We start from the raw sequence: 12,785 nt of genomic DNA on the forward strand, positions 1-12,785 counted from the left end.
ATGACTTGTGGATAGGGGTGAAAGGCCAATCAAACTCGGAGATAGCTGGTTCTCCGCGAAATCTATTTAGGTAGAGCGTCGATTGAATACCCTCGGGGGTAGAGCACTGGATGGGCTATGGGGACTCACCGTCTTACTGATCCTAACCAAACTCCGAATACCGAGGCGTACTGGTCGGCAGACACACGGCGGGTGCTAACGTCCGTCGTGAAGAGGGCAACAACCCTGACCTCCAGCTAAGGTCCCCAAGTTACGGCTAAGTGGGAAAGGATGTGAGACTCCCAAAACAACCAGGATGTTGGCTTAGAAGCAGCCATCATTTAAAGAAAGCGTAACAGCTCACTGGTCTAAATAAGGGGTCTTGCGCCGAAAATGTACCGGGGCTCAAGCCGTACACCGAAGCTGAGGATGTGTGCTTGCACACGTGGTAGCGGAGCGTTCCGTAAGCTGATGAAGGAAGACCCGTGAGGGCTTCTGGAGGTATCGGAAGTGAGAATGCTGACATGAGTAACGATAAAGAGGGTGAGAGACCCTCTCGCCGAAAGACCAAGGGTTCCTGCTTAAAGTTAATCTGAGCAGGGTTAGCCGGCCCCTAAGGCGAGGCAGAAATGCGTAGTCGATGGGAACCACGTTAATATTCGTGGGCCTGATGGTAGTGACGGATTGCGACTGTTGTTCATCCTTATTGGATTGGATGGGCTGCTTAGCGGTTCCAGGAAATAGCTCCATCATTATAGACCGTACCCGAAACCGACACAGGTGGTCAGGTAGAGTATACCAAGGCGCTTGAGAGAACTGCGTTGAAGGAACTCGGCAAATTGCACGCGTAACTTCGGAAGAAGCGTGACCCTTTTGTACGCAAGTATGATGGGGTGGCACAGACCAGGGGGTAGCGACTGTTTATCAAAAACACAGGGCTCTGCGAAGTCGCAAGACGACGTATAGGGTCTGACGCCTGCCCGGTGCTGGAAGGTTAAGAGGAGGGGTGCAAGCTCTGAATCGAAGCCCCAGTAAACGGCGGCCGTAACTATAACGGTCCTAAGGTAGCGAAATTCCTTGTCGGGTAAGTTCCGACCTGCACGAATGGCGTAACGACTTCCCCGCTGTCTCCAACGCAGACTCAGTGAAATTGAATTCCCCGTGAAGATGCGGGGTTCCTGCGGTCAGACGGAAAGACCCCGTGCACCTTTACTATAGCTTTACACTGGCATTCGTGTCGGCATGTGTAGGATAGGTGGTAGGCTTTGAAGCGTGGGCGCCAGCTCGCGTGGAGCCATCCTTGAAATACCACCCTTATCGTCATGGATGTCTAACCGCGGCCCGTCATCCGGGTCCGGGACAGTGTATGGTGGGTAGTTTGACTGGGGCGGTCGCCTCCTAAAGAGTAACGGAGGCGCGCGATGGTGGGCTCAGAACGGTCGGAAATCGTTCGTCGAGTGCAATGGCATAAGCCCGCCTGACTGCGAGACTGACAAGTCGAGCAGAGACGAAAGTCGGTCATAGTGATCCGGTGGTCCCGCGTGGAAGGGCCATCGCTCAACGGATAAAAGGTACGCCGGGGATAACAGGCTGATGACCCCCAAGAGTCCATATCGACGGGGTTGTTTGGCACCTCGATGTCGGCTCATCGCATCCTGGGGCTGGAGCAGGTCCCAAGGGTTTGGCTGTTCGCCAATTAAAGCGGTACGTGAGCTGGGTTCAGAACGTCGTGAGACAGTTCGGTCCCTATCTGCCGTGGGTGTAGGAATATTGAGAGGATCTGTCCCTAGTACGAGAGGACCGGGATGGACGTATCTCTGGTGGACCTGTTGTCGCGCCAGCGGCATAGCAGGGTAGCTATATACGGAAGGGATAACCGCTGAAGGCATCTAAGCGGGAAACCCACCTCGAAACGAGTGTTCCCTATCAGAGCCGTGGAAGACGACCACGTTGATAGGAGGCGTGTGGACGCGCAGCAATGCGTGAAGCTTAGCCTTACTAATAGCTCGATTGGCTTGATCGTTCTCATTGATCAATGATCATCATGTGCAGCAACGCTGCACATGAAATTGTCTGTCCTCACGCTGTCGCGTTCTTCGAACGCTACGCTCCGGACAGGGCGCGCCACAAGGCGCGACGGCCGCTTGGCCTTGCGGAAGCTTGACGCTTCCGTCTGGTGCCATACGGTTGCTCAAAGACGTGTTTGAAATTTAAGAAGAGCCTTGGCTCACCAGCTTCTCTGAACAACGCTTTTGCGCTTTGCCGACCTGGTGGTTCTGGCGGGGTGGCTGCACCCGGTCCCATTCCGAACCCGGCCGTGAAACGCCCCAGCGCCGATGGTACTTCGTCTTAAGACGCGGGAGAGTAGGTCGCCGCCAGGTCTGCAAATCGCAAAAGCTGCTTCTCATCACCAATATCGGCAAAAGCCGAGAACAAAGGCCGCAACACGCGGCCTTTTTTGCTTCCTAAACCCGGGAAACACCCCGGTAAACGCAAAAATAACCCGGGGTGGAGCAGCCCCCGCCGACCCGAACAAGGCATCCGCCTTCGAGGTACGGCAAAAAAAAACCGGCCATGACCGGAAAGCTCAAAAATAACGCGGGGTGGAGCAGCCCGGTAGCTCGTCAGGCTCATAACCTGAAGGTCGTAGGTTCAAATCCTACCCCCGCAACCAGCGTTATCGACAAGGCCTCAGTCGCAAGACTGGGGCCTTTTTGCATTCCAGCCTCCCCCAGCGCCAGGATCGCTGCCAGCTCGCCAACCAGCTCAATCTGCAGTTGGCCGTTCTCAGGGATCATGCGGATTGCAGACAGTAGAGAGCGAAGACGCTCCGCCGCTTCCACCTTCAGGGCGTCTTCATTCAGTGCAGCCCGCAAATCCGCGACCTTGCGTCGGTAGAGTTCTGCCAAGCCGGGATGAAGGCGCGGCGGCTCAGGAACTTGCGGCTGTGCCTGCTTCAGCCGGCGCTTGCGGTCTTCCAGTGACCGCAGCTCTTCTCCCATAGCTTCTGAGAACAGGCCGTTCTTCACGGCCGTGACGATGTTGGCAATCTGGCGGTCGACCTTCTGAAGCTCGGCGTCGTGGCGTTGACGGATGGCATTCTCTTCGCCCCGGAGCCGGTTCCACTCGCGCTGATACTCACCGACGAATTCTGCGACGAGGTCGGGATGAAGAAGACTGTCGCGCAGGCCATCGAGCACTGCGTCTTCGAGGTTGTCGCGACGCATGGTCAGGCGGTTGTCACAGGTGGCCGCGGTTGCGCACATTGGCGCAGCCATACTGGTGTTTGTTGACGAGGATAAAACTGCCACCACCGGCAACACACTCGAGGATTACTGAAGAAGGGCGGCCCCGTGCCCATGAATGGGCACTTTGCTCCCTATCCCCCGCTTGCGCCCGCCACAGCCAGAACGATCTTCAGTTCGGATGAGGCGCGAGAACGACGTCGCTGGGATGCAGTTCTCGAAGAAAGTTCTTGTCATCCGTCGAACGGTATGGTTCGATGATGTAAGTGCTTGACACTCAAAAATGAGCGTTCGGGCAATAACGGGCAACAAAGCCCCTCAGAGCGACGTCAACAGAGACGTCTTCTGAGGGGCTTTTTTTGTTCTGAATTGACCCGACGCCGGAACAGCAAGATCGCGAAATGACAACTGTAAACCGCGGAGGGTTACGGAATGAAACGGCGTGCGTTTGTTAAGAACCTTACTATTACCGGTGGGCTGGGACTAGTTGCTCTATCAGCACCCTCCATCCTCAAAGGCCCGCGAAAGGCATATGCGGCCGAAGATATACCGGTTGGTCTTCTCTTTTCACTGACCGGCGCGGTCGCTGTAGTCGAAAAAACGCTGCACGATGCTGCACTTCTTGCGATTGAAGAAATCAACGCTGCCGGCGGCGTTCACGGTAAACAGCTTCGCCCGATTATTGAAGACCCAGCTTCAGATCCCGCTACTTATGCGGATCGCGCACGTCGCCTTGTCATCCGCGACGAATGCGTCAGCGTCTTCGGCTCCTACACATCGGCCAGTCGCCAGGCGGTTCTTCCGGTCGTCGAGCAGCGCAACAATCTCTATTGGTACCCGACGCTCTACGAAGGCCGCGAGTGCTCGCGCAACGTCATGTATGGCGGCGCAGTCCCGAATCAGCAGCAGCAGAATTTCGTGCCCTGGCTGGCTGAAAAGTTTGGTGGCCGCTTCTATCTGATCGGCAACAACTACGTCTATCCGCGCGAAGAGAACAACGTCTGCAAGATCATCCTGCAGGAAATCGGTGGCGAGGCGGTGCACGAAGAGTATGTGCCGATGGGCCACTCGGACTTCTCGTCCGTCATCAACCGCATTCGTTCCGAACAACCGGACGTCATCTTCTGCACGCTTGTCGGCGACTCCGACGTCGCGTTCCAGCGGCAATTTCATGCGGCCGGCTTCGATCCTGCAGAGCTGCCGGTTGCAAGCCTGACGCGCTCTGAAGTCGAGGTGAAGGCCATGGGCGGGGAGGCCGCCGCCGGCCACTTCTCGTCAGCGCCTTATTTCATGGGCCACTCGTCGCCTGAAAATGAAAAGTTCGTGGAAGCCTATCTGTCGAAATACGGCGCCGACCAGGTCACCCATTTCGTCAGCGAAGCCGCTTACTTCCAAGTTTACCAGTTCAAGGCGGCGGTCGAAAAACTCGATCCCGAAAACATCACTCCAGCTGCCATCCGTGATGCGGCCGTCGGACTGACGACCATGGCGCCGCAAGGCGAAGTGGTGATCGATGCAAACCTCCATACGCACCTGTGGCCCAAGATCGCTCAATGGAAGTCGGACGGACAGGCAGAGGTGCTTGTCCAGTCGGAAGAGCGGATCGCTCCAGAACCATACTGGGCCTATGACGGCGAAACCTGCACCGGCGAAGGCCTGGTGAGGAGCTAACGCGCGCCTGTTCCGGCGGGGCGAACCTTCAGCATTCGTCCCTCCGGAGCATGTCGACCACGTGGCGTACTGATCGACCCTCGTCGCCGATCATGCGTGCAACGCTAAGGCAGCCAACATGGACGTATTCTTCAATCAGGCTTTCGCCGGCCTGAGCATGGCTTCTATTCTTCTGATGGTGGCTGTTGGTCTCGCCATCATCTACGGATCGATGGGCGTGATCAACCTGGCGCATGGCGAGTTCGTCATGCTGGGGGCCTATGCGGCATGGGCAATGCAGGTCTTCTTCGGCCTCAATATCCTGGTGTCGATCCCCTTCGTGTTCCTAGGCGTCGGCCTGGTTGGCTGGCTGATCGAGAGGGGCATCGTTAAACGGCTCTACCGCCGACCACTCGATACGATCCTCGCGACATGGGGTGTCGGGATCGTCCTGCAGCAGCTCATCAGGCTGGGTGTCGGCCCGGACTCGCTGTTCGTGCAACGGCCAGCCCTGCTGGATGGCAACCTCGTCATCGGCAATGTGGTGATGTCGAATTATCGCATCTTCGTCATCGTCTTTGCGACAGCGATCCTCATTGCAACATGGCTTCTGCTGACGCGCACCGAGTTTGGGATGAAGCTGCGTGCCGTCATCCAAAACCGCGAAATCTCGGAGTGCTATGGCATCAGAGCCGAGCGGGTCTATTCGCTGACCTTTGCCTATGGTGCCGGGCTTGCCGGCATTGCAGGGGCGCTCATTACGCCGCTCGTCAGCGTCACCCCAACGATGGGCACGTATCTGGTGGTGGATGCGTTTCTTGTCGTGATCATCGGCGGCGTCGGTAGCCTCATCGGCACGGCCGTAGCGTCGGGAATCGTCGGTGAATCGACCGCGCTCTTTTCGATGCTGATGAACGACACAATGGGCCGCATAGCGGTGCTGGTCGGCATCATCCTCCTGATCCGCTTCCGGCCGCAGGGCCTTTTCCCCGAAACAATCAGGCGTTGAGGCGAAGACGACATGATCCCGAGTTTTCGATACGACATCCTCGCTTACGCGGCATTCGGTGCGGTCATTCTGATCGGCATCCCGGCGATGCTGAATTTCGATGGATACGAGCTGAACACGTTCGCCCGCTACCTAACGTTGGGCATGGTGGCCATGGCTCTCGCTCTTTCCTGGGGCACGGCCGGCATCCTCAATCTCGGCCAGGCAGCGACGTTCGGGCTTGGGGCGTACATCATGGCGATGCACCTCAAGCTGAAGGCCAGCGAAAGCCTTCCGGGTGGCATGCCGGACTTCATGAGCTGGACGAATGTCGAGAGCCTGCCGTGGTTCTGGGTTCCGTTCCATTCGCTGCCATTTACCTTGGTCGCCGGCCTGCTGATCCCGGCGGCACTCGCCGGGCTGATGGCGGCCTTCATGTTCCGAGGTCGCATCACCGGCGTGTTCGTCGCGATCATCACGCTTGCATTTCTGGTTGCCATCCAACTCGTGTTCATCGAGGAGCAGGGCTACACGGGCGGGCAGAATGGGCTCACCGGACTTGCCCAGCTTGAAGTGCTGGGATGGGTCGCCGACCCCTATAGTCTCTCCTTCTATTATATGATCGCCGGCTGCCTCATCACCGCAATGCTGCTGGGGTTGATGCTGGTCAAGAGCAAGGCCGGTTTGATCCTGCGCGCCATTCGCGAAGATGCGCAGCGCGTTCGCTTCTTTGGCTACGACGTCGCCCGTTACGAGACCCTTGTGTTCTGCCTCTCCGCCGCGATCGCGGGCTGGGCGGGCATGCTCTATGTGCTCGTCCTGGAGTTTGCCTCGCCCACCTATATGAGCGTGTCGTTCAGTCTCGCCATCGTCATCTGGTGTGCGGTGGGCGGTCGGGAATCCGTGCTCGCCGCGGCGATAGGCGGCATCCTCGTGAACATGCTCGAAGGTCGTCTGTCCGACGTCTTCGTCGAGGGATGGTTCCTGCTGCTCGGCCTCCTCTTCATCGTCGTTGTTCTGGTGATGCCGCGTGGGCTGCACGGGCTTGTGAAAAGCGGCGCTAAGCTGCTGAAGCGACGTTCCGGTCAGCCAGTGTCCGGGGCCAACAAGTCCATCGTCACCAATCCCGTGTCTCAGAGCGGGGGGCACTGACATGGCGAGTCAGCTGGAAATCACGGGACTGCAAGTCGATTTCGGTGGGTTCAAAGCCGTCAACAATTTGAGCTTTTCAGTCGCACGCGGCGAGCTCCTTTGCCTGCTCGGACCAAACGGCGCTGGCAAATCCACGACGCTCGATCTGATCTGCGGCAAGACTATGCCGACCGGTGGTCGTATCGCCTTCGAAGGCGAAGACATAACATTCCTGCCGGAATACAAGCGCGCCCGCTGCGGCGTCGGGCGGAAGTTCCAGGTGCCGTCCGTCTTCAAGGAGTTGACGGTCGGCGAGAACATGGAGGTTGCCCGTTCGCAGCGCTCCGGCCTGATGGCGACGCTCCGCATTTTCGCCTCTGACATGAACGGCCCCATCAAGGGCATTCTTCAGCGTGTCGGCCTGTTCGAATTGCGCAAGGAGAAGGCGGCCAACCTTTCGCACGGCCAGACCCAGTGGCTCGAAATCGCGATGCTGCTCGCTCAAAACAGCAAGCTGTTGCTGATGGACGAGCCGACGGCCGGCATGACGATCCAAGAGACGCAGAAGACTGCCGAGATATTCAACGCGCTCAAGGGTGAGCACACCATCATCGTCGTCGAGCATGACATGCAGTTCGTCCGCAAGGTGGCCGAGCGCGTGACGGTGTTGAACCAGGGCAGTGTGCTCGCCGAAGGATCTATCGCCGAGATTGAAACCAACGCCGCGGTCAAGATCGCATATCTCGGACATTGAGGAAAGCCGCCATGCTCGCAGCGCAGAACCTGTTTTCCTACTATGGAAAAAGCCCGATCCTTCAGGACCTGAATTTCGAACTCGCCTCCGGCAAACTGTTCACGATCCTTGGACGCAATGGCGTCGGAAAGACCACGCTTCTTCGAACGCTGATGGGACTGACCGATCGCACCGAAGGCCGTCTGACCTTCAACGGCGCCGACATCGGCAGCACGCGAACGAGTGACCGTGCTCTTCTCGGTATTGGTTACATTCCGCAGGGGCGTGAAGTCATCCCGCGCTTCACCGTGCGCGAAAACATCGTCATGGGCACGTTCGCCCGGCGAGACGGCAAGCGCACAATCCCGGACTACATCTTCGAGCTTTTCCCGATACTGCGGGAATTCATCGACCGGCGCGGCGGCGATCTTTCGGGAGGCCAGCAGCAGCAACTGGCCATCGCACGAGCGCTCGCCATGGAACCCAAGATGCTGATCCTGGATGAGCCGACGGAAGGCATTCAGCCCAACATCGTCCAGCAGATCGAGGATGTGATCCTCCGGCTGAACCGGGAGATGGGCCTGACGATCGTGATCGTGGAGCAGAACATCCCGTTCGCGAGACGCGCATCCGACCAGTTCATCCTCATGGACAAGGGGCGCATCGCGCTTGCCGGGCAAGCGAGTGACCTCACCGACGAGGTGGCCGACCAATACCTGACGTTCTGATTGAACGGATCAGGCGGATTTCAACTGCCCGGCTCATGCGACGAAACGGGCCAAACTGAGAGAAAGCGAGAGGAGCAGACATGCGACACGGAGATATTTCGAGCAGCAAGGACACCGTCGGCGTTGCCGTGGTGAACTACAAGATGCCGCGCCTTCACAGCAAGGCCGAGGTCCTGGAGAATGCTCAGAAGATTGCCGACATGATCGTCGGTATGAAGCAGGGGCTGCCGGGCATGGATCTCGTGATCTTCCCGGAATATTCCACCATGGGCATCATGTACGATGGCGACGAGATGTTCGAAACCGCCGCCCAGATACCGGGCGACGAGACCGAGATTTTCGCGCGCGCCTGCCGCAAGGCCAACACCTGGGGCGTCTTCTCGATCACGGGTGAGCGTCACGAGCAACACCCCAAGAAGAACCCCTACAACACGCTGATCCTGATGAACAACAAGGGTGAGATCGTCCAGAAGTATCGGAAGATCATCCCCTGGTGCCCGATTGAAGGATGGTGCCCTGGCGGCGAGACCTACGTCAGCGAAGGTCCGAAGGGCATGAAAATCAGCCTGATCATCTGCGATGACGGCAACTATCCGGAAATCTGGCGTGACTGTGCCATGAAGGGCGCCGAACTCATCGTGCGTTGCCAGGGCTATATGTATCCGGCGAAGGACCAGCAGGTCCTCATGGCCAAGGCGATGGCCTGGGCCAACAACTCTTACGTAGCCGTAGCGAACGCGACGGGCTTCGACGGCGTCTACAGCTATTTTGGCCACTCTGCGATCATCGGCTTCGATGGCCGCTCGCTCGGCGAATGCGGGGAGGAGGAAATGGGCATTCAGTATGCGCAGCTCTCTATCCCGGAAATCCGCGATGCGCGCGCCAACGACCAGTCGCAGAACCATCTCTTCAAGCTCCTGCATCGCGGCTATACGGGCGTCCATGCATCCGGCGATGGAGACCTGGGTGTGGCCGACTGCCCCTTCGAGTTCTATCGCAACTGGGTGAACGACGCGGAGAAGACCCGGGAACAGGTGCAGAAGCTGACTCGCTCGACGGTGGGCGTTGCTCAATGTCCAGTCGGCAATCTGCCGACGGGTGCATCCGAGAAAGAAGCTGCGGAATAGTCCCTGGCGAGGGAAGGGCGGTGCATTGCGCGCCGGCCTTCCCTGCTCTTGAGCGGAGGAGCGATTGCCCTTTCTGAATGATATGCTGGATGACACCGACCGGCGCCGCAAGAATGACGAGGCGCTGGCTGCGGAGAATGCATTGGCTGAAGGTACGCGGCCAGCCAAACGAGCCCATAAGGGATTGATGACACGGTTCCAGTTTGATCTGGAATTGGTGGAGCGTCACCTGCGGGAAACGATCGTCGGCCAGGACGAGGCAATCGCACACGTTCTCGACAGCCTGAGGATCGTATGTGCCGATATCGGTGACCCGCGCCGCCCACTCACGACAACATTGTTTCTGGGACCGACCGGCGTCGGCAAGACGGAGCTAGTCCGCTCTGTCGCGCGCGCAATTCACGGCGATGCCGACGCCGTTTGTCGGATCGACATGAACACGCTTTCACAGGAACATTATGCGGCCGCGCTGACGGGTGCACCCCCGGGATATGTGGGGTCGAAGGAAGGCACGACGATCCTTGATCAGGAGAAGATCGAAGGCAGTCATGGTCGACCTGGGATCGTGCTCTTCGACGAGTTGGAAAAGGCATCGGACGAGGTCGTTCTTGCTTTGCTCAATGTGTTCGACAACGGCATGCTCACGGTGGCTTCCGGTGAACGCACCTACTCCTTCCGAAACGCTCTCGTCTTCATGACGAGCAACCTCGCTACGCGAGAAATTCAAGCGCTCGATGGCAACTCGCTGGCCAAATTACGCGCTCGGCTGTCGGCGGCTTCAGGCGCGCGCAGTGAGCCCAGGTTGAAGCTTGCTCACAAGGCCCTGTTGAAGCGGTTTCCTCCCGAATTCGTCAATCGTATCGACCACATCGAGGTGTTCAACCCGATCACACCGCAGCACATGGATCAACTGGTCGAGGTCGAACTGTCCAAGCTCAATCGACGCATTGCCAAACATCGATGTCGCGTCGTGCTGGATGACGACGTGAGCACATTTCTTGCCAAAGCCGGATACGATCAGCGTTTCGGGGCTCGTGGGCTGCGCCGAGCACTTCGAAAGCACGTTGAGGTTGCGTTGGCAAAATATCTGCTCGATCGTTATGTGTCTTCAGAGCTAGATCAGTTCTTGACCCAGTTACGCGCAAGACTGATCGAAGACCAGCGTATCGATTTCGAGATCGACAATCAGGCAGGATGATAGCAGATGGCCGAAGCCGGCACGGGGAAGCCTTGGAAAGTTGGAGTTCTCTTTTCCTACACGGGCGTAACGTCGGTCATCGAACAGTCGCAGAGAAATGGTGCTTTGCTGGCGATCAGTGAGATCAACGCAGCCGGAGGCGTCGATGGCCGGATGATCGAGCCCGTCGTCTACGATCCCAAATCGGTCGTGTCGGAATATGGCCGGCTTGCCGAGCGCCTGATCGTCGAAGACAAGGCCAACGTGATTTTTGGCTGCTACATGTCGTCTGCTCGCAAGGAAGTTCTCCCAGTTATCGAGCGGCGCAATGCCCTCTTCTTTTATCCGACGCTGTACGAGGGGTTCGAGTACTCACCGAACGTGATTTATGGCGGAGCAACGCCTAATCAGAACAGTGTGCCTCTCGCGAGATACCTGATGGAAAATTACGGAGATCGGTTCTTCTTCGTCGGGTCGGACTACATCTATCCGCGCGAGTCCAATCGCGTCATGCGCAACGTCGTTCGCCAGGGCGGTGGAGATGTCATCGGCGAACGGTACGTATCGCTCGATGCTTCAGAGGACGACTTTGCCGAGATCATTGCCGAGATCAAAGCTGCCGAACCTGACGTAATCTTCTCGACCGTCGTCGGGCAGGGGACGGTGAACTTCTATCGCGCCTTCCACCAGGCGGGCTGCGATTCCAGCCGGATCCCGATCGGAAGCCTTACGACGAACGAAGCGGAGATTGCGGAAATGGGTGTCGACGCGGCCGTCGGGCACATCACGGCTGCTCCCTATTTTCGCAATATCGAAAGCGAGGCCAACACGGCCTTTTTGACGCGATACAAAGAGATGTTCGGATCGATCACGCATGTGACCAGCTGCTGCGAGGCGACCTATTTCCAAGTTCACCTTTTTGCACGCGCGCTCGCCAAGACCCGATCGGTCGACACCGATGCGCTTCGCGAAGCGCTCTTGGGTTCCGTGTTCGACGCGCCTCAAGGGCAGGTGAAGATCGATCCCGACAATTCGCACACATATCTTCAGTCGCGGATCGGAAAAGTCGACGAACGCGGCGAATATGTCGTCGAACAGGAGGTGAAGCGCTCGATCAAGCCGGATCCTTACCTGGTTAACCCCGGATTGGACGACTGGAGCTTGCGTTTGCATCGCCCAAAGCGCTCTTTACAGCGTTAGGTTTGTCTGAGGTGGGGGCGATTGGGCAATGACTGACCTCATCAACGAAGTGCGTGGCTTGAATGTCCTGGTCATTCATCCGCGAGACGGGGAGATAGAGGAGCTTCTCAAGCAAATCAGCCGCATCGGATGCAATGTCGCCAACCTCTGGCCGATGCCGAACGAGGTGCCCGAGGGCACTGACGTCATCTTTCTGGAGATAACTGAGGCCGTTGCCGAGAAAACCGTCGCGCTTCTCGGCCGCGAAACGATCAATCGCCCCACGCTGATCGGTATCATCGGCTATGAAAACCCATCTGTGCTGCAAGGTCTTATTGATCTCAGCGTGCATACGGTGATTGCAAAGCCGCTGCGGCCCTTCGGTGTTATGAGCAACATCCTGATGGCGCGCCGTGTCTGGCATGTGAACAAGAGCTATGACGGCGAGATCCTCAAGCTCAAGGCGAAGATCGAGAACGTCCAGAAGATCGCGGACGCCAAGTTCATCCTGATGCGGCACCACGGCGTCAACGAGAAGGAAGCCTACAAGATCATTCGAAACCAAGCGATGTCAAAGCGAACCTCGACCATCGAGATCGCTCAGTCGATCATCAATGCCGATGGCATCCTGAACAGCTTGGTTGGTGAACGGTAGAAGCAGTCCATCAACCCATTGAGGTCATCCAGCTTCAATTTCTAATATACTCACATTTGTTCGAGAAAGGCGGCTGCGAGCCCCCGCCACCAAATCACAAACACCAAATACTAATAGCATCACCGCTGCCGGGAATCGTCGCCCCCGCTGCAGCGGCGCTCGGCGTGCACCTGGGCCCTGACCGCGATGAAGG

The 12,785-nt window shown here is 57.8% G+C and carries 10 protein-coding genes, 1 tRNA gene and 2 rRNA genes (1 of these 13 only partly in view); all 13 read left to right on the forward strand.

The window, feature by feature from the left end; genetic code table 11:
- Positions 1-2,002: ribosomal RNA gene (locus tag D5400_RS03910) — 23S ribosomal RNA — on the forward strand (it extends 799 nt beyond the left edge of the window).
- A 243-nt stretch (positions 2,003-2,245) separates the two neighbouring features.
- Positions 2,246-2,360, forward strand: a 5S ribosomal RNA gene (gene rrf / locus D5400_RS03915).
- A 216-nt stretch (positions 2,361-2,576) separates the two neighbouring features.
- Positions 2,577-2,653: transfer RNA gene (locus D5400_RS03920), tRNA-Met, on the forward strand.
- A gap of 406 nt (positions 2,654-3,059) precedes the next feature.
- Positions 3,060-3,272 (forward strand): hypothetical protein, encoded by a 213-nt coding sequence (locus D5400_RS03925; RefSeq protein ID WP_126007845.1) that lies wholly within the window; start codon positions 3,060-3,062, stop codon positions 3,270-3,272.
- A 384-nt stretch (positions 3,273-3,656) separates the two neighbouring features.
- Entirely contained in the window at positions 3,657-4,895 is a 1,239-nt protein-coding gene (locus D5400_RS03930; RefSeq protein WP_126007848.1) for a transporter substrate-binding domain-containing protein, read from the forward strand.
- A 118-nt stretch (positions 4,896-5,013) separates the two neighbouring features.
- Positions 5,014-5,883 carry an urea ABC transporter permease subunit UrtB gene (gene urtB / locus D5400_RS03935; RefSeq protein ID WP_126007849.1) on the forward strand — a complete coding sequence of 290 codons (870 nt, stop codon included), beginning with the start codon at positions 5,014-5,016 and terminating at the stop codon, positions 5,881-5,883.
- 12 nt (positions 5,884-5,895) lie between these two features.
- Positions 5,896-7,014, forward strand: a complete 1,119-nt coding sequence (gene urtC / locus D5400_RS03940) for an urea ABC transporter permease subunit UrtC (RefSeq protein ID WP_126007851.1) — start codon at positions 5,896-5,898, stop codon at positions 7,012-7,014.
- 1 nt (position 7,015) lies between these two features.
- Positions 7,016-7,747: an urea ABC transporter ATP-binding protein UrtD gene (urtD, locus tag D5400_RS03945; protein WP_126007853.1), complete on the forward strand. Its 732-nt coding sequence runs from the start codon at positions 7,016-7,018 to the stop codon at positions 7,745-7,747.
- Between the two features lie 11 nt (positions 7,748-7,758).
- Positions 7,759-8,454 (forward strand): urea ABC transporter ATP-binding subunit UrtE, encoded by a 696-nt coding sequence (gene urtE / locus D5400_RS03950; protein WP_126007855.1) that lies wholly within the window; start codon positions 7,759-7,761, stop codon positions 8,452-8,454.
- 80 nt (positions 8,455-8,534) lie between these two features.
- Positions 8,535-9,581, forward strand: a complete 1,047-nt coding sequence (locus D5400_RS03955; protein WP_126007857.1) for an aliphatic amidase — start codon at positions 8,535-8,537, stop codon at positions 9,579-9,581.
- Between the two features lie 64 nt (positions 9,582-9,645).
- Entirely contained in the window at positions 9,646-10,779 is a 1,134-nt protein-coding gene (locus D5400_RS03960) for an AAA family ATPase (protein ID WP_126007859.1), read from the forward strand.
- A gap of 6 nt (positions 10,780-10,785) precedes the next feature.
- On the forward strand, positions 10,786-11,958 hold the full coding sequence (locus D5400_RS03965) for a transporter substrate-binding domain-containing protein (RefSeq protein WP_126007861.1): 1,173 nt from the start codon (positions 10,786-10,788) through the stop codon (positions 11,956-11,958).
- Positions 11,959-11,986: 28 nt separating this feature from the next.
- Complete coding sequence (locus D5400_RS03970; protein WP_126007863.1) at positions 11,987-12,592, forward strand: ANTAR domain-containing response regulator; 606 nt, start codon at positions 11,987-11,989, stop codon at positions 12,590-12,592.
- Positions 12,593-12,785: the final 193 nt, after the last annotated feature.

It is taken from the genome of Georhizobium profundi (assembly GCF_003952725.1).
Taxonomy (GTDB): Bacteria; Pseudomonadota; Alphaproteobacteria; order Rhizobiales; family Rhizobiaceae; genus Georhizobium; species Georhizobium profundi.